Source organism: Bradyrhizobium sp. USDA 4452 (assembly GCF_054063575.1).
Window position 1 is genome coordinate 6,016,963 of sequence record NZ_JBSSGK010000001.1, and the last position, 17,378, is coordinate 6,034,340.

Sequence of the window (17,378 nt, forward strand, 5' to 3'; positions counted from 1 at the left end):
CGGCTAACGCCATGACATGCTGGCCAAATGTCGTCTTCTGCGCCGTGGCATGTGAGTTGCTACGCCTCGTCTTGAGGCTCGCTCACGGATGGTCCTGGGAAGCCAATGTGCCTGCGGGGAAGAAAGAGAATGAATGCGGTCGTGGGGAGCGGCGGATACGCCAAAGCTGCGCTGGATAACGGCACGATGATGCAGTCTGCCGCCGAGCATAAGGGCTGTCGCACCGCAGCCAAGACAGCCCAAGCAGGCTGCGGGTCACAGACAAGCCAAGGCGATCTGCCGAGCGAAATCTGGGAAAAGGTGAAGAACCATCCCTGCTACAGCGAAGAAGCGCATCATCATTACGCCCGCATGCATGTGGCGGTCGCGCCAGCCTGCAATATCCAGTGCAACTACTGCAATCGCAAATATGACTGCGCCAATGAATCTCGCCCGGGCGTGGTGAGCGAAAAGCTTACCCCCGAGCAGGCCGTGAGAAAAGCGCTGGTGGTCGCGACCACCATTCCACAGATGACCGTGCTCGGCATCGCTGGTCCCGGCGATGCTCTCGCCAATCCAGAAAAGACGTTCAAGACATTCGAACTGGTCGCCAAGGCGGCGCCCGACATCAAGCTATGTCTGTCGACCAACGGACTGGCTCTGCCGGACCATGTTGACACGATCGTCAGGTCCAAAATCGACCACGTCACCATCACTATCAACACGATCGATCCCGAAATCGGCGCCAAGATCTATCCTTGGATCTTCTTCAACCATAAACGCTACATCGGCATCGAAGCGGCGAGGATACTCACCAACCGTCAGCTGCAAGGCCTGCAGATGCTTAGCGAACGGGGTATACTGTGCAAGGTCAACTCGGTGATGATCCCCCACATCAACGATCAGCATCTCGTCGAGGTCAACAAGGCGGTGAAGGCGCGCGGTGCCTTCCTGCACAATATCATGCCGCTGATCTCCGCGCCTGAGCACGGCACAGTGTTTGGCCTAAACGGTCAACGCGGGCCGACGGCGCAGGAATTGAAGACGCTGCAGGATGCTTGTGAAGGGAAGATGAACATCATGCGGCATTGTCGCCAGTGCCGCGCTGATGCTGTCGGATTGATCGGAGAGGATCGCAGCGCAGAGTTTAGTACCGATCAGATCATGAAAATGGACGTCAAATATGACCTTGCTACGCGCAAGGCTTATCAAGACAGGGTAGAGGACGAGCGGGCCGCCAGCGTCGTGGCCCACCAACAAGAGCTTACACAGTTCGCCGACGAGACGAACGCGATCACGGTTCTGGTGGCGGTCGCAACCAAGGGCTCGGGACTCATCAACGAGCACTTTGGGCATGCAAAGGAATTCCAAGTATACGAACTTTCTACATCCGGCGCCAAATTCATCGGTCACCGTCGCGTCGACGTCTACTGCCAGGAGGGTTATGGCGAGGAGGACAGGCTTTCGACCATCATCCGTGGCATCCATGACTGCCATGCGGTGTTCGTGGCCAAGATCGGCGGCTGCCCAAAAAGCAACCTGATCAAGGCCGGGATCGAGCCGGTTGATCAATACGCGCATGAGTTCATCGAGAAGTCGACGATCGCCTGGTTCAGGTCCTATCTCGACAAGGTGAAGAGCGGTGATGTCCAGCATGAGAGGCGGGGCGACGCCGCGATCCGCCAGGGAGCTCTGATCTCCGCGGCGTAAGGGGGGTATATGCCATTCAAGATCATCGCCTCTCGATGTACCAGTTGCTCAGCTTGCGAACCCTCGTGCCCAAACGTGGCCATCTCGGAAAAGGGAGGAAGCTTTGTCATTGAAGCGACGAAATGCACCGAATGTGTTGGCCATTTCGACGAGCCGCAATGCGCCGCGGCCTGTCCGGTCGACGATACCTGCGTAATTGACAACTCCTTGCCCCGCTATCAGGCGCCAGCCTAGAACGCGAGCTTCCATGAACGGCATGCCAAGAGCTGGGGCTGAAAGCGTTGCAAACGTCGCGCGGCGCTTTTTCAACACCGCAGGTCTCGACCTTCGCACATTCCTTCGCGAAGGCGACTGCTGCGGATGTCCTCGCGATCGTGCTGTTGCTCGCTGGCAGCGGAGCGCCGGCAGGCATTTCATCTGGCGCTGCGCGCCAAAAACGCCTCTCAACTGCGAGCGTAGGCTTCTAGGCGGCGCGGCTATCGTTGACGTGACTGACGAGGCCACGCCGATCCGTGCATGCCCGGCGGTATCAGCCTTACCGACCCGCAACATCGCGAAATGGGCCGGGCGAGCGAAGCTGCCGATGACCTTCGAGGCAGCAGCCAGGTCGCCATCTGCCGGTCAGGGAGCGCTGATCGCGCGTACTTTGTTCGGCGAAGTCCCGGGCCAAGACCGGTGGACGGTTAGCGTGACTGATGCTGCTTTTGATCACGCCGATATCATCATGCCGCGGTTGCATCCCTCCAGGTTGAAGGACTTCACCGGCCTCCCGATATGGGCCGGCAATCTGGAAGAAGGGACGAGGCCGCCAGCAAGCTGTTCGAACTCGAACCGACTGACACGATCGGTGCCGAATCGTTCGCGGACGTCCTTGAGCGGAGCAGCCAATCCGATGATCGACCACATTGGCAACGCCGCCCCGGAGCATCACTGCAATTACCGTGCCTGCGCCCGTCCGTCGCGCAAGAAGGGCTGCTACTGCCGGCGTCCGGCTATTTGCGCAAATGATCGTGCCGGCAACGTCTCCAGAAGTTCTCCTAGCGGAATCCCGCGCTCATCAACGGCGGCGCTTGGCGCGCAGACGTCGAGGTCCGAGCGATCGTGTCCACGCAGGCTAATGCCGTTCTCTTATTGTCGATGCTTGACGGCTATACAAGCCTCGTGGTCCAAGCCGGAAGATCGTTTCATACCGGGAAATGATGCCGATGCTGACCGACAAGGAGCTGGCGACACTCTCGTGCGCCACTTCGCCGCGCAGCTCCGCAATCAATCGGTCTCTGCCAAGGACGTCCAGTTTCGCCATATCGTGCCGCGTCGCGCTGCCGTTGCTGGGCTACTTGGCGTAGCTACGGGCAGATACGCTAGAGCGCGGCTAGATATCGCAGAACGGCTGTCACTCGGGGCACGAGTACAGCGACATCCTGGTCAGCACGTCGACACGAACTGGCGAACCGCATTGCGGTGGACGAATTGGCTGAGTGCGGCGAGGGATGAGCACAATCGTGAAAGATGTCTCCTGGTCGGGCTGGGCGGCACCCCCGGCATGTCTGCCAGCGAGCGATGCATGAGGAGCGCTACATGAGCGGTATTGTTCGCGACAGCGACGTCGTCGAGCTCGACGAGCCGCCTGTCTTCAGTTTTAGCCAAAAGGTGCGAGCCAATCGCACGATCCGGAATGATGGTACCTTTCGTGGCAAGGAGATTGGCGACATCTTGGTCAAGAAGGGTGAGATCGGTTACGTCATCTCGATCGGCACATTCCTGCAGCAGTTCTACATCTACGGTGTCGAGTTTCTGGAAAGCGGCTACCGCGTTGGCATGAAGCGCAAGGAACTCGAGCCAGTGAATGGCAGCGGGGAGGTCGATGATCTGCCATTGCCGGAAGACGCCGTGTCATGAGTGAACCCGGCTTTCCAAAATATCGGCGAGGCCAGCGGGTTAAGACCGCAGTCGATATCATCAACGACGGCTCTTTTCCCAATGCGAAGCCTGACGGCGTCTTGCTCGGCGCCGGAGTGGTTGGAGAGATCATCAGGGTTGCCATCCATACCGAGGCGAACGTGCCGATCTATACTGTCGATTTTGGAGAGCGGCTGCTCATCGGCTGTCTTGAAGAAGAAATCACAGTTCTTTGAAGGGAGGCTTTTGCGATGAATGCCGGGCTGATGAGGAAGGTCAAGACCGGGCTGGTGGCGCACCCCAACGAGCTTGATCGCAGGCGGATCGAGCGCAGCTTGAGCTCCCGCACGCGCTATCTCTACGTCTCGCCGAAGGTGACGCCGGTGAAGGGCGGCTACCTCGTCGAGAGCCCTTGTTGCTCGCGCAATATTGACAAGGAGGGCGCTCTAATCGACGTCGCGCTGATTCTCTATGATGGCGTGAGCGGAATCTGGAAGGTGTTTTGCAAGAACCACGCCCAAGGAATCTGGGAATTTTACAGCCTATATCACCGCCTGACTTCAGCGATCGAGGAATTGAACGCGGATCCGGAGCATCTGTTCTGGCAATGAGGGGCGGCTTTTGAGGGGTCTCAGAGGAGCCGCGATGACGCTCACTACGCAGGTATTGATTGAAATCGAGCAGCTGCTTGCGGTCGACAGGGCCGAGGAGGAGCCGTTTGTCGAGCTGCGGCGCCGGTTTCCGCAGCTTGCTTGTGTGCGCTGCGATGCGTCGGATATCACTGATCAGCCATTCCGGCAGTTTGTACGTTTCGATCTCCATCTGATCGATGGATCGGATCACTGCGTGCAGCTTACGGCCGATCCGGCGCGGGCGACTGGCATCATATTGGCCAAAAGAGACGCTGCGCAGTGAGCGGTACTGAGCTTGCAGGGCATCCGTGCTGTGGCGCTCACAATCTGGAGAATAATGTATCCTTCATCCCACTGTCGGACCCGGATATTACCGTCGCTGAGCTCTCTGCAGTGGAAACCCTGCTGTGTTCGTCGCAGATCTCCAGTGGACGGATCACTGAGGCGTTCGAGCAGGGTTTCGCGGCTTATCTGGGCCGCAAACATGCCGTTGCGGTTTCGAGTGGTACTATTGGGCTCCTGCTTGCACTGAAGGCGCTCGGGATCGGAGCAGGGCACGAGGTCATCGCCTCGCCCTACGCCTTTCGCGAGACAGCGCATGCCATCAGTCTTGCAGGGGCACGGGTGGTATTTGCCGACGTCGACTATTGGTCGGGAACATTGGTTCCCGCGAAGGTCGAGGAGAGGATTACGGCCAGCACGCGGGCGATTGTCGCCGCCAATCCGAACGGTCATCCTGCGCCATGGGCAGAACTACGGACGGTCGCACAGCGCCACCGGCTGCTGCTTTTGGAGGATTCTACCGAGGCGATCGGATCGAGTTACAAGGGGGAGCTCGTCGGCCGATTTGGCGACCTGGCCGTGTTCGACTTTGCCCAGCCGGTGGCCCTAAGCTGCGGTGAAGGCGCAATGGTGGTGACGGATGACATCGATATTGCGGTTCGGTTGCGCCGCCATCGCGCCCACCGCCTGGAGGAGCGATTCTCAGTTGTCGTCGCGAGCACAGCACCTTACCAGGCTGGCATGAGCGATCTCACGGCTGCCTTGGGGCTGGCGCAGCTGAAGCGTCTCGATGAAATCCTGGAGCGGCGTCGGCTCATCGAGCAGCTCTATAACGCACATATCCAGTCATTTGAGGGCATCAAGCCGCCTTATGTCGGTCCCGATGTGACGGATGTGAACTGGATGCTTTATCTCGTTCAATTGGGTGCACGCTTCACGCGATCCGGTCGGGACGCCATTGTCAATGATCTGCGCGCCGCCCAGGTTCAATCCGCTGCCTACAGCCAACCGTTGCATTTGCAACGCCACTATTATGACCTCGGTTATCGCCGTGGCGATTTCCCGGTTACGGAAAAGGTCGCCGATCGCGCTTTAGCGCTTCCGCTTCACACCCATCTCGCGAACAAGCAGATCGCGTTTATCGTGGAGACCATGAAAGATGCCTCGATCAACGTGGGCGCAGGTGCGGCGATCTACTGAGATGATCGTTATGCACCACATGAAAGGAGGAGGACTGATTGAGCACAATCCGAGCTTTGGGTGCGCGCGAGATGAGAAATTAACCGAGCGCATGTCATGCGATGCTCCGCGGGCAGATAGCGATCCGTGTAAATGCGGAGTACGCCGCATGCCGCTGCATCTTGTACGGTTCGGGATGCTGTGGAAGAAATGCGCCAGCCTCGCGCTCGCAGAAAACATGCTCGATCGTCGCAAAGTGCCGTGCCCACGCCGTGGCTTAAGGCCTACGCGCCAAGGTGCTCGAATCTGAGCACGCCGTCCTCGGTTTCGGCTGGGCAGTCTCGAGTTAGTCAAACAGAGATTACTATGAACGTACAAGAAGTCATCATTCACGTCCGCTTCGCTCCGAACGGAAGAGTGGTCCAGATCAGCGAGCGCCCGGCAAAGCTCACGCCGAACCAATGGTTTGAAGTCCTCAATGCCCGCGCTAGCTCCGCATATCGGCCGCTCGCTCGTGGCCGTGGCATTTTCCGACTGAGCCGCACTACGATCGAAGCCTTCAAGCAGGAAACCGCGAGGCCGGGATGACCAAGCGATGATCGGGAACCCAATGCGCGATCAGATCGAGGTTTTTGCCGTCTGTCCGGCCGATGCCATCGAGCGGAGTGGCGCCAGGGGCTTTAGCCTGTCGCGTATCGATGACAGCGGCGAGAGCCGGCTGTTTTCCATTATTGTGGTGCGCACCTTCGGCAATGACTATCTTGGCTATGTCAACCGTTGTCCGCATGACGGCGTCTGGCTCAACATCGGCTCTGGCGAGTTTTTCTCGGCAGACCGCTCTTTTCTCCGATGCGGCCGGCACGGTGCAAGGTTCGAGATCGAAACCGGAGTGTGCATCGATGGTCCTTGCAAAGGACAAGCGCTTGAGCCGGTTGCGCTCGCCGTGATCGAAGGTGACGTTTGCCTATGCGGCGTCAAGCTGCTGGAGCAGGATCGGGCTTCCGAGTGCTTCGAGGACAGCGAAGAAACAATGGATATCACGATCCATCCCGATTAGCGGCGGATCATTGGCTGTTGTTCAAGTTGTCTGAGGAATTTTATCAGAGGACGAAATCGTCGCTCCTGAGCGCTGGTGCAGATGGGTATTACGCTTTCTTAGCTTGTCAGAGCAAACGGCAATCCAACGCATTGCTGCCAGACACCCGGCGAGCTCCGCCGCAACAACAAAAGGCTGCTCTTACGTCAACTCGCCAAACGGACCTGGTAGGCGGGACATGGTTTTTGCTGCCGGCCGATAGAACAGTTCAAGAAAATGTCCTCGGCGGCTGGAAGTCCGCCGAGGACACCGCCTGGGCTGCGAGAATGGGGAGACCCAGACTGACAGGATCGTTTGGGAGGAACAATGACGATCCTGTGTCCGAAGCTTTTGGCCTTCCGCCATGGCTGGCTTGGTGCCTGGGCTGCAAGTGCGATGCCAAACGCCTTAATGTGACCTCTCAATATATAGCGCTCGGCTCCTCAGTGGGCGCCGCCAGTTTACGGACGCATGTATGAATCAACACGTGTTCGCTGTTCGACAGTTAGGCGGCAAGTGCGCCTTGACGGTATCGTGCACGGCTGTGGGCGCGATCCGGGACCGCTGTGTTGCCGCGGCCGATCAAGTCCATGCAAGCCTAAACAATGACCTTGAACGCAGATCCGCGATCACTCCTGACTGGTCTTTCGCGACAGGCGCTATCTTGTTGAGGTAAAGAAATCCGGCAACGCTGGCGCGCATCATGCAGTGTTGGGCGAACGGATACGGTGGCTCGCGCCGATGATGCAGCTAGCCGATCACGCCAAGGCTGAGCAGGGCGTCGGATTTCAAAAGCCCATCGCCCACCGCTGGAAAAGCGGCATAGGCCTGTCGAAGCTTGTTACGACATGATCATGAAACGGCCGAAACGGGGCGATCGCAACTGCCGCATATCTGGGTGCGAAAGGCCCAGGAAGAATGGAGAGCGTCAAACGCGAAGCCAACGATTGTTCTGTCCAAAACAGAAGAAGAAACGACATTGTCGGAACTCCAGCATCAACGATGAGAAGCGCCTTGGTAGAACAAGAGATCGTCGTAAAAACGCGAGGATTGTGCATCTGGTGTGGAACTTGCTTTGGAGCTACCGGACCATTGAGCAATGAAGGAGCGAAGAGATTGCGATGATAGGAGAAGACGTTGAAGCGAATCAGGAAAATTGTGCCGCACGTGAGTCGTCATCCGTCGCTGATCGTCAGCGATTAAATTTAGTGTCGCGTTAGCTCATTTCGCCTGCGTTCCCGGGGCGCGCGTCGAAATCAGTAACATCAATCGATCGTTGCGGCGTTCAACAGCAAGAGACACTGTGAGGGCGATGCGAGCCCGGGGCCATGTCTCTTTCGGAGCACTCGCACCGATCACAGGATAAGCACATGGATTCAGAAACCGAATTCGAGCTCCCCCAAATTTATAGGCATCACGTCTTTGCCTGCAACACGCAGCGTCCACCTACCCATCCGCACGGCAGTTGCGGCGCCTCTGGCGCGCAAGCATTGTGGGATCGAATGGGCAAGGCGATCGAAGCGCAAGGGCTTAATGATATCGGTTTCACGATGGCTGGCTGCCTCGGCTATTGTAACTCCGGTCCCTTGATGGTCATATATCCGGACGGGATCTGGTACCGCGCGACTACGCCGGAGGACGTTGACGAAATCCTGCAGTCCCATCTCAAGGAGGGCAAACGAGTCGACCGCCTCGTAATGGTGCTAAAGCGCAGCTAAACGCCTTGCTTCGCGCCGCTTGGCCGGGCAATCGAGCATGGACAGCTTCTCCGTCGATGAGCTGTCCCCTCGGCGCGTCGGTCTGCTCAGGATGACCGGGCGGCCTTCAGGCGTCAGGGCGTGCGAGCAGCACGTCATGGAGCTTATCGTTAAGGCGCTCTTTGAGACGTTCGGTAAGATGGGGCCCAGATTAGAGCGCTGCTCGTGCCCGGGCCCTGAACCTTGAGCGTCAACTCCCTTGTCAGACGGTCATTGTCACGGCGCAACGCACCGCCTTGAAAATTTCCGGCCCCGATCGGCAACTGGCGCCGTCGCAACGCCTGACAAAGCAAGAACGTATTTCTTTGATAGCTGTCGGATCTGTACGCGACACGGGGTAAGCCAAGGTGTGGATGTCGCTCACTTTCTTCGCGAGACGACGCGTCTTTGACACGCCATCTCGCTCGCGGACGCACTGCGGTGCGGTTGAAGGACGCGCTCGACGGCTCGCCGCGTCCGGATTGATCAACCTGGTCTTCTTCTCTGGATTCTGTCCTGACGTCAGAACTTGTAAGCGATGCCGCCGCTGATGAGCCATGGGTCGATATTGGCACGCCCGTAGACGGGAATCGCATTGTTTACGGTCGCAGAATAGTTCGGTCGCAGCCACAGTTTCTTCACGTCGAAGTTGAGGCCCCAATGACGGTCAAGCATGTAATCGAAGCCGAATTGAACTGCCGCGCCGAACTGGTTGCTGATGCGCAGATCGGTCACGGTAAGGCCGGCGAACGACGTATTGGCAGCCGACTGATTGAAGAATGCGGTGTAGTTGATGCCTGCGCCGATATAAGGCTTAAGTGGGCCGAAATCTGTAAAGTGATATTGCAGCGTCAGCGTCGGCGGCAATAGCCAGGCTTTGCCGATATCGTGTCCAGTAAGCGCGCCAGTGCCGCTGATCTGATGGCGGGTCACACCGAGAATGAGTTCGGCCGCGATGTTCTTTGTGAAAAAATAGGTGATGTCGAGCTCCGGTATGGCTTGATCGCTGATCGACAGCCCAGAGTTGGGAGAAGACAGTGAGGGCACCCCGCCGACGTGGACTGAACTGCCTGAGGTATCCGGCAGAACGCCGAGCACCCGCAGGCGGATCATCCATGGATTGAACGGTTCGATCGGAGGCGCCTTGTAGTAAACCGGCGCCGGACCGAGATCCGCAGCCTGTGCCGAGATGCTGGCCAACGAGATCGCGAGCGTGAGGAGCGACGTCGTCGTCAGGATTGTGTTTTTTCTCATCGAATTCTCCATTCCAATAGTCGCGCGATGGGGCGCGCGAGAACTCTGTCACACAGGACGAGCGGCGGAGGATTTGATGCGGATCAAAAAGGTGCCAGGCTCACCGCAATTATACGGCTGAGTTGCATAAGAGGCACGGCCGTCGAAGCGTCGTTGTTTTTGCTCAGATCGCTTGTTCGATTCATGGCCTGTGCTGAGTTCAGTCTCTTCAGCGAATTGCTTGTTGGCTTGAGTCCCTGGTCCAACCAGTCCCGCTCGGCCATCCGCGATCAAGGTAGCGATGCAGCAACCCCTCGCATCGGGGGCGCACACCCAAGGCGAAAAATGGAGAGATCCGTGTTACGGAGCAACCATGCCGGCCTTCTCAGCGAAGGCAAAATCGGCGATCGCGAAGCAAGCCGGAAGCAGGAAATCTGGTTCTGGTGCGTTACATCAAAGCGTTCTGTCCCAGCCTCACAATTGCAGACAGCGCGTCTCGTGTGCGTCATGCGCACATCCCTCGAGATCAGCTGGGGCCTTGCGGCCAAGCAGCGACAGCACGAGCTCATGATCGAAACCAGCGCATCGTGATCCGTCGACGTCGATCAGAGGTCTGCGTATCAGGAGCGGATCACCTAACATCAACGCTAGTGCGCGTGGGGCGTCGACCATGTCGGGATTGACTTCGCCTGATTTGATGCGGGAAGCGGCTTGGTTGAACCAGGAAACGACCGGTGCATTGCCGAAGAAGCGGCGCAATTCGTCCGAAGTCCATGGTTCCGTCAAAATATCTTTGGCTATAATGTTGTGACCGGCGGCGTTGAGCGCTTGAATCTGACGCGTATTGGTCGCGCAGCCGGGCTTTTGATAAAAGATGACTGTCGCCATGTCATACCTATGTCGGAAGGCCGAGCTGGATTGCCATGTGGCTGCTACGTTCTACGCCCATTCGATGGTCTTACCGATCGTCGTCAATGTCGGTTGGCTGAGCGCTGCTGGTATCCGCTGTCCGGTTAGTTTGGATCGCAACCGACATTGTCGCACTGCTCAAGTCCCAGAGAGCCGATTCACGAGAGGAATAGCAAGTACCATTCCAAGTCCCATTCCATGGCTGAAGAATTGGATAGCCCATGCAAACGGGCTTCTCGCGCCAGCGGTTGCCCGCTCTTGTTCGTTTTCTGACAGCCGCGCTGACCGAAAGGTTCCAAAACAGCTAGGCGCACTCACGGGCACCTCGCTTTTCAAATGTAATCAAAGACTTGGGGAGCGCTTATGAGCGTTGGCACGGCGGTTGCTAATATCGGGCAGCAACACTGAGTGAGGGCTGAGTGCACGCCGACGCGTAAGACGAGCGATGTGCTCCTTCCCTTTAACCCGTGTGCCCCGTTTCTGAGAGAGAAACAAGCTCGCGCATCAGAAGCGCGCAACGTTTGGCAAATCGGTTGATGGAGAGCAACATGTCTTCACTAAGGCAAATCGCGTTCTACGGGAAAGGTGGCATCGGCAAGTCGACCACTTCCCAGAACACGTTGGCGGCGCTGGCCGAGATGGGTCAGAAAATCCTGATTGTCGGGTGCGATCCTAAGGCGGACTCGACTCGCTTGATCCTGCACGCCAAGGCGCAGGACACGATTCTGAGCTTGGCGGCGAGCGCCGGCAGCGTGGAGGATCTTGAACTAGAGGACGTGATGAAGGTCGGCTACAAAGATATCCGCTGCGTGGAGTCGGGTGGTCCTGAGCCAGGCGTCGGCTGCGCCGGTCGTGGCGTCATCACTTCAATCAACTTCCTCGAGGAGAACGGCGCCTACGAGAACATTGACTACGTATCCTATGACGTGCTCGGCGACGTCGTTTGCGGTGGCTTTGCGATGCCAATCCGTGAAAATAAGGCGCAGGAGATCTACATCGTGATGTCCGGTGAAATGATGGCCATGTATGCCGCCAACAACATTTCCAAGGGTATCCTGAAATACGCCAACTCGGGCGGTGTGCGACTGGGTGGCCTGGTCTGCAATGAACGACAGACGGACAAGGAGCTGGAACTGGCGGAGGCACTGGCCAAGAAGCTAGGCACGCAGCTGATCTACTTCGTGCCGCGCGACAACGTGGTGCAGCATGCCGAACTCCGCCGCATGACAGTGCTTGAGTATGCGCCGGACTCGAAACAGGCCGATCACTATCGCAATCTCGCTACCAAGGTTCACAACAATGGCGGCAAGGGCATCATTCCGACGCCGATCTCCATGGACGAGCTCGAGGACATGCTGATGGAGCATGGCATTATGAAGCCGGTCGACGAAACCATCATCGGCAAAACTGCTGCCGAACTTGCGGCCTCGTAAGGGTCGTGAGTCGCGGCCTTGTCAAGGCCCGCGACGGATGCCGGCCTCCCCAACCCCCATCCGGGGAGGCCGGCATTCTGATCAGCGCCGCCGGCCGGGACCAGGATGCGGCGTGCAAACCTGGCCGCTATAGAGACCCATAAGATCATGTCCGAAGTGCACTTCCTTCCGTTCATGGTTGCTCGTGAGCCTGATGCGAGCAATCGCAGCGGAATTGGTGTCTACCGCCTCCTCACCGGCGTACCTCCTGCGGATGCCGACATTGCCAGTGACAGTCATTTTGACCGCCACGCTTTGGCATCTATTCTGGCGGCTGCCACGATGGATGGTGGCGCTCTTCCGGAGAAGGCTGGCCTATCGGGCGATGAACTCGCGGCTTTGCTCGCGCGGTACTTTTCCTCACTTGAGGTCGGACTCCCTGATGAGCTCCTGAGGTACACATGCGACGAGAACGAAGAAATCGCAATGGTGCGCGATCTTCTGCTAAAGCACCGCTCGACGGAAGGAGATCTCGGCCGCTGGCTGGCTGCCATGATCGCACGACGAGCCATCGAACCAGACCATCTATGGGAAGATCTCGGATTGCGCAATCGTGGCGAGCTCTCTCGGTTGCTCAGCCGTCATTACGCGCCGCTCGCCGCGCGCAATGTCCACAATATGCGTTGGAAGCGTTTCTTCTATCGCATGCTTTGCGAGGATGAAGGCCTCGCGATGTGTACAACACCAGTGTGCACGCAATGTAACGACTTCAACCTGTGTTTCGGCGAAGAAAGCGGTGAGAGCCGGATGGCGGAGCGCCGGCGCGACCTTCTGCTGCTGGCGGCCCGCCAGGAGGTCGCCGCTGACTGGCCCATCTGACCTGCCACAAATGTCCTCGTACGTTGCGGCACAAGAGTGCTCCCAGATCTGGCGAACTCCGGCAGGTTGGTTGTGCGGCCAAACGCCGTATGGATGCCAGCAACTGACCATGGGTCCAGGGCAGCCGGCTAGAATTGCTCCGTGTTCAAGCGCCACATCTCGGCGCGCTGCAATCGAGTTAGCTTTCGAGCGAGACTTGGGACCAGACTTGCGAATAGCAAAGTGTCCATTTCATGAGCCCGTCGCCTTTCGATAATTCGTTGGGGCACGAAGGTTAAGGACGGAGCCGAGATTGTCAATCGGTTGCCGGGGATAGCGCAGTGGCATGCGGGTTGCTGAAGGAGACGTGGTCAAAAGATGAGGAGCCAGCCTGCGTGATCGCCTCTACCAACGAACCCTCATGGCCCGATCAAGAACGCGCAAAGCCGACCGTGCTTAACGATACCACGCTAAGGGACGGGGAGCAGGCGCCCGGTGTTGCGTTCACCACAAAGGAAAAGCTGTCGATCGCGCAGGCGCTTGCACGGGCCGGGGTCACGGAGATCGAGGCGGGAACGCCCGCGATGGGCAGCGAGGAAATCACAGCAATCCGCGCCATTGTCGAAGCAGATCTTCCGTTGACTACGATAGGATGGTGCCGGATGAGGGAAGCGGATGTCGACGCGGCGATTGAAGCCCAGGTGTCCATGATCAACATGTCGATCCCGACTTCCGATGTGCAGATCGCGGCCAAGCTTGGCGGTCATCGCGGCCTGGCACTGGAACAGGTGAGGCGATTGGTCGGCTATGCTCGTCAGAAGGGGCTTCAGGTCTCTGTTGGCGGCGAGGACGCTTCGCGCGCCAACGTCGAGTTTCTGATCCGGCTAATTGCGGTCGCAAAGGCCGCGGGCGCGCGTCGCTTTCGGATTGCAGATACGCTCAGTGTGCTCGATCCCGACGCAACCTACGCGTTCGTCAGGAAACTGCGTGTGACCACCGATTTGGAACTCGAATTTCACGGTCACGACGATCTCGGACTCGCAACCGCCAATACACTCTCCGCCATCAAAGCTGGCGCGAGCCACGCTTCGGTGACCGTCATCGGGCTAGGCGAGCGGGCCGGAAACGCGCCGCTTGAGGAAGTCGCGGTCGCACTCAAGCAGCTCTACGGGCGCGAGACCGGCATCATACTTCCGGAGCTCGAGAACGTCGCCGCGCTGGTGGCAGCCGCGGCCGCGCGTGCCATTCCTCTGAATAAGGCCATCGTTGGAGAGCACGTATTTACGCACGAATCCGGTATTCATGTCGATGGCCTTTTGAAAGATCAGCGTACCTATCAGTCGCTTGATCCGGCTTTGCTTGGCCGCCGCAACCGCTTTGTGATCGGCAAGCATTCCGGACTTGCGGCGATTACGGCATTGCTCGATGAACTCAAGCTCGCCGCCAGCGCCGATCAAGCAAGACAGATCCTGTCGCAAGTTCGCAAGCATGCGATCGACCACAAGCTGCCGGTCCAGCGCCAAACGGTGGCGGCAATTTGGCGTGACGTGTGCGGATGTCCAGTCACCCGAGGCGGGTGAAGAGCCGTGCTCAGCATCGTTACGCCGACTATTCGAGGGACCAAGTGCGTCGCGAGGAAGCTATCCGATGCCACTGATTGGCGCGAAAATGCCCCGCTTCCGCATGCCAGCTCGCCGGTCGCAAATCTGCGCTCCAGTTGTTGCGGGCTATTCCAGCATTCATGCTGTGATCTGCAATCCAGAAGCGAGCCGTCCGCGGACTGCCAAGCGACGTCTTCTCTTGAGGCTGCCGTCCCGCCCGGCCACCAGTCGGACGAGCGTCAGCACCGATTGCGGTTTGGCCGTTCATGCCCCTTCCTCATCCGGGCTGACGTCGCCGCCCGCCGAACCTGCAGATCTGGATCGTGAATTCAGCGTTCCAGGGCGGGCGTTGGCGATGCGCATCCTGCTGTGCGAGGTAGAACAGCGGCAATATCATCAGGCGCTAAGCGTATTTTGCTCTGCGTCCGAGAGCTGATCCAGAGGAGACTTTTCGATGATCAACTCATTCTCGGCGGCCCCTATCCTGGACCGGTTAAGCAACGCCGCATCGGCAGAGGAGTTCTTTTCGTTGCTTGGCGTCGATTATGATCCCAGGATTGTAAATGTCGCGCGCCTTCACATCCTAAAGCGCATGGGACAATATTTCGCCAAAGAGCAATTTTCTGGTGCCACAGAGCCTGAAATCAAAGCTCGGTGCAAAGCGATGCTGGAGCAGGCTTATGCTGATTTCGTGGCATCGCCGCCGATTGATCAGCGCGTATTCAAGGTCTTGAAGGATGCGGTTGCAGGCCCAGGCAAGCCGACAGGTTTTGTTCCATTGAGCGAGCTGAAGTGACCCCGCGTTCCACGGCAATGAGGTGTTCTCCAACGATTGCTGTGCTGTCTGAAGGCTTCTTTATCCGGATCATCTCTCTGCTAGCATGACCCGAGCGGCGCTGTCGCATTCCCGACCCATGTCCGGACTGGTCGTGTTCAAGGCCCTGAGCAAGCATTTAAGTGTCTGTCAAATCACTGCGTCCGCCTGATTTTTAGCGGTTTTTGCAAGTGGTACGACACTTGCTGTTGTCGTGCCTATCGCGTCATCGATGTTGACAGATGGCGGTCGTCCGAGATGAAAAAGGAAGGACTATGACGCTGCTTCTACCGCCTGCCAAGCGATGCGGCATGATCTCGCGGCTCACGCTCGCGCCAGGTCCGTCCGATATGGCCTTTGATGCGAACGCAGCCAACGCGGACCGTGAGAGGGCGGTCAATGGCTAAGTCGTCCGTTGCGAAACAGCTGGAGAGGGCATGTACATAGTCGTCAGCGTCGAGCAGGTCCGCGGATGCGCGCAAAGGAGCATTCGCAGCAACATGCGTCCGGCGGGGGCGCCAAGCTCGGCCAATGCAAGGTGCCGGGGCTGGAGCCGTGCCACGCAGTGGATGGCAGCTGCGCTGCTCGGATCGCGTTGGTGCTCGCAGCCGGTTCAGAGTGTCGGGCCGAAAGTGAGGCGCCGATATTGCAGAGTAAGCGGACGCAGCAACTCTTGCGGGCACAGACGCCGCAGAAGCGTCGCCGGCACCATGGCGCTTGTCGAACCGAGCGCGCGAGAGGCTACCGTTGAGGACATTTCTGGCTCTGGCCCGGCCGGAGCGTCTACGTCGATGACGAGACTTATTGCCTGGTCGGCTTGCACCAAGCGGGCCGGGGCAGCCGAGCGGCCGGCTACTTGCTGATCAGAACTGATCATCAGCCAACCGAATCTAGACACCTGTGGCGCGGGCGCGCGTATTCTTGAGGGGACTTTAAAGCATGAGCAATGTCACGAAAACGGCTATGCCTGCGGCGGCCGGCCGCGCAGCTGCCAAGAAGGAACTGCCGGAGCACTTTAAGGCCTACAAGCATGTCTGGGTTTTCGTCGAGTTGGAGCGCGGCCAGGTTCATCCGGTTTCCTGGGAACTCATGGGAGCGGGGCGCGGGCTTGCCGACAAGCTGAAGGTGAATCTCGCCGCGGTCGTCATCGGCCCGGAGGGGCAGTCCACCCGTAACGCAGCACTTGAATCCTTTTGCTATGGGGCCGACCTGACCTATCTCGTGAGCGACAACGTTCTGACGGATTACCGCAACGAATCTTATACCAAGGCGCTCACCGAACTCGTCAATACCTACAAGCCCGAGATCCTGCTGTTGGGCGCGACCACGCTGGGACGCGATCTCGCGGGTTCGGTGGCGACCACTTTGTCGACGGGACTCACTGCCGACTGCACCGCGCTCGATGTCGACGCCGATGGTTCTCTTGCGGCGACCCGTCCGACCTTTGGCGGTTCGCTGCTCTGCACGATCTATACCCTGAACTATCGTCCGCAGATGGCAACCGTGCGCCCGCGGGTCATGCCGATGCCTGAGCGCGTCGCACGTGATGCTGCCCGTATCATCGTCCATCCGCTCGGCCTCGTCGAAGACGATATTGTCACGAAAGTTCTGTCATTCCTCCCAGATCGTGATTCCGAGACATCAAATCTGGCCTATGCCGACGTCGTGGTTGCGGGAGGCTTGGGACTGGGATCGCCTGAGAACTTCCGGCTGGTGCGCGAGCTTGCAACTCTTCTTGGCGCTGAATATGGCTGCTCGCGTCCTCTGGTGCAGAAGGGGTGGGTTACATCTGACCGGCAGATCGGTCAGACCGGCAAGACGATTCGGCCAAAGCTCTATATTGCGGCCGGGATTTCCGGCGCGATCCAGCACCGGGTAGGTGTCGAGGGGGCGGATCTAATCGTCGCCATCAATACTGACAAACGTGCTCCGATCTTCGACTTCGCCCATGTTGCGATCGTCAGTGATGCCATGCAATTGCTGCCGGCGCTGACGGCGGCATTTCGCGCTCGGCTCTTGCCGAATTCGCGCGCCCGGATCGCGGTTTAGAGGAGATGAT

General features: G+C 58.4%; 18 protein-coding genes. 15 read left to right on the plus strand and 3 right to left on the minus strand.

Features of this window, described 5'->3' with window-relative positions:
* Positions 1 to 129: 129 nt before the first annotated feature.
* A complete protein-coding gene (nifB, locus tag ACVISU_RS28550; RefSeq protein WP_456709092.1) occupies positions 130 to 1,689 on the plus strand; it encodes a nitrogenase cofactor biosynthesis protein NifB in 1,560 nt (519 codons plus the stop codon).
* A 9-nt stretch (positions 1,690 to 1,698) separates the two neighbouring features.
* The gene (locus tag ACVISU_RS28555) at positions 1,699 to 1,923 is read left to right on the plus strand and encodes a 4Fe-4S binding protein (RefSeq protein ID WP_456709093.1); all 225 of its coding nucleotides are present in this window, start codon (positions 1,699 to 1,701) and stop codon (positions 1,921 to 1,923) included.
* Between the two features lie 474 nt (positions 1,924 to 2,397).
* Here ACVISU_RS28555 and ACVISU_RS28560 read toward each other — a convergent pair whose 3' ends face one another.
* Positions 2,398 to 2,595, minus strand: a complete 198-nt coding sequence (locus ACVISU_RS28560; protein ID WP_456709094.1) for a hypothetical protein — start codon at positions 2,593 to 2,595, stop codon at positions 2,398 to 2,400.
* Positions 2,596 to 3,267: 672 nt separating this feature from the next.
* Here ACVISU_RS28560 and ACVISU_RS28565 point away from each other — a divergent pair.
* From ACVISU_RS28565 to ACVISU_RS28600, 8 genes are all read left to right on the plus strand, one after another.
* Positions 3,268 to 3,588 (plus strand): nitrogen fixation protein NifZ, encoded by a 321-nt coding sequence (locus tag ACVISU_RS28565; RefSeq protein WP_456709095.1) that lies wholly within the window; start codon positions 3,268 to 3,270, stop codon positions 3,586 to 3,588.
* Positions 3,585 to 3,824, plus strand: a complete 240-nt coding sequence (locus ACVISU_RS28570) for a nitrogen fixation protein NifZ (protein ID WP_456709096.1) — start codon at positions 3,585 to 3,587, stop codon at positions 3,822 to 3,824. Before ACVISU_RS28565 ends, ACVISU_RS28570 begins: the two co-directional genes overlap by 4 nt.
* Positions 3,825 to 3,839: 15 nt before the next feature.
* Positions 3,840 to 4,199: a DUF3024 domain-containing protein gene (locus ACVISU_RS28575; RefSeq protein WP_456709097.1), complete on the plus strand. Its 360-nt coding sequence runs from the start codon at positions 3,840 to 3,842 to the stop codon at positions 4,197 to 4,199.
* 34 nt (positions 4,200 to 4,233) lie between these two features.
* Complete coding sequence (locus tag ACVISU_RS28580; protein WP_456709098.1) at positions 4,234 to 4,503, plus strand: hypothetical protein; 270 nt, start codon at positions 4,234 to 4,236, stop codon at positions 4,501 to 4,503.
* Between the two features lie 44 nt (positions 4,504 to 4,547).
* The gene (locus tag ACVISU_RS28585; RefSeq protein WP_456710922.1) at positions 4,548 to 5,702 is read left to right on the plus strand and encodes a DegT/DnrJ/EryC1/StrS family aminotransferase; all 1,155 of its coding nucleotides are present in this window, start codon (positions 4,548 to 4,550) and stop codon (positions 5,700 to 5,702) included.
* A 345-nt stretch (positions 5,703 to 6,047) separates the two neighbouring features.
* Positions 6,048 to 6,269: a hypothetical protein gene (locus ACVISU_RS28590; protein WP_456709099.1), complete on the plus strand. Its 222-nt coding sequence runs from the start codon at positions 6,048 to 6,050 to the stop codon at positions 6,267 to 6,269.
* A gap of 7 nt (positions 6,270 to 6,276) precedes the next feature.
* Positions 6,277 to 6,738 carry a Rieske (2Fe-2S) protein gene (locus ACVISU_RS28595; RefSeq protein WP_456709100.1) on the plus strand — a complete coding sequence of 154 codons (462 nt, stop codon included), beginning with the start codon at positions 6,277 to 6,279 and terminating at the stop codon, positions 6,736 to 6,738.
* A gap of 1,388 nt (positions 6,739 to 8,126) precedes the next feature.
* Positions 8,127 to 8,474 carry a (2Fe-2S) ferredoxin domain-containing protein gene (locus ACVISU_RS28600; protein ID WP_456709101.1) on the plus strand — a complete coding sequence of 116 codons (348 nt, stop codon included), beginning with the start codon at positions 8,127 to 8,129 and terminating at the stop codon, positions 8,472 to 8,474.
* A 540-nt stretch (positions 8,475 to 9,014) separates the two neighbouring features.
* Here the strand turns inward: ACVISU_RS28600 and ACVISU_RS28605 are convergent.
* Together ACVISU_RS28605 and ACVISU_RS28610 are read right to left on the minus strand one after the other, a co-directional pair.
* The gene (locus ACVISU_RS28605; protein ID WP_456709102.1) at positions 9,015 to 9,746 is read right to left on the minus strand and encodes an OmpW/AlkL family protein; all 732 of its coding nucleotides are present in this window, start codon (positions 9,744 to 9,746) and stop codon (positions 9,015 to 9,017) included.
* Between the two features lie 453 nt (positions 9,747 to 10,199).
* A complete protein-coding gene (locus tag ACVISU_RS28610) occupies positions 10,200 to 10,613 on the minus strand; it encodes an ArsC/Spx/MgsR family protein (protein ID WP_456709103.1) in 414 nt (137 codons plus the stop codon).
* A gap of 569 nt (positions 10,614 to 11,182) precedes the next feature.
* Between ACVISU_RS28610 and nifH the strand changes: the two genes are divergently transcribed.
* From nifH to ACVISU_RS28635, 5 genes are all read left to right on the plus strand, one after another.
* Positions 11,183 to 12,067, plus strand: coding sequence for a nitrogenase iron protein (nifH, locus tag ACVISU_RS28615; protein ID WP_229157553.1), 885 nt, complete (start codon positions 11,183 to 11,185; stop codon positions 12,065 to 12,067).
* 147 nt (positions 12,068 to 12,214) lie between these two features.
* Positions 12,215 to 12,925 (plus strand): nitrogen fixation protein NifQ, encoded by a 711-nt coding sequence (locus ACVISU_RS28620; protein ID WP_456709104.1) that lies wholly within the window; start codon positions 12,215 to 12,217, stop codon positions 12,923 to 12,925.
* Positions 12,926 to 13,299: 374 nt separating this feature from the next.
* Positions 13,300 to 14,484, plus strand: a complete 1,185-nt coding sequence (gene nifV, locus ACVISU_RS28625; RefSeq protein WP_456709105.1) for a homocitrate synthase — start codon at positions 13,300 to 13,302, stop codon at positions 14,482 to 14,484.
* 475 nt (positions 14,485 to 14,959) lie between these two features.
* Positions 14,960 to 15,301 (plus strand): nitrogenase stabilizing/protective protein NifW, encoded by a 342-nt coding sequence (nifW, locus tag ACVISU_RS28630; RefSeq protein ID WP_456709106.1) that lies wholly within the window; start codon positions 14,960 to 14,962, stop codon positions 15,299 to 15,301.
* 957 nt (positions 15,302 to 16,258) lie between these two features.
* Positions 16,259 to 17,368, plus strand: a complete 1,110-nt coding sequence (locus tag ACVISU_RS28635) for an electron transfer flavoprotein subunit alpha/FixB family protein (RefSeq protein ID WP_456709107.1) — start codon at positions 16,259 to 16,261, stop codon at positions 17,366 to 17,368.
* Positions 17,369 to 17,378: the final 10 nt, after the last annotated feature.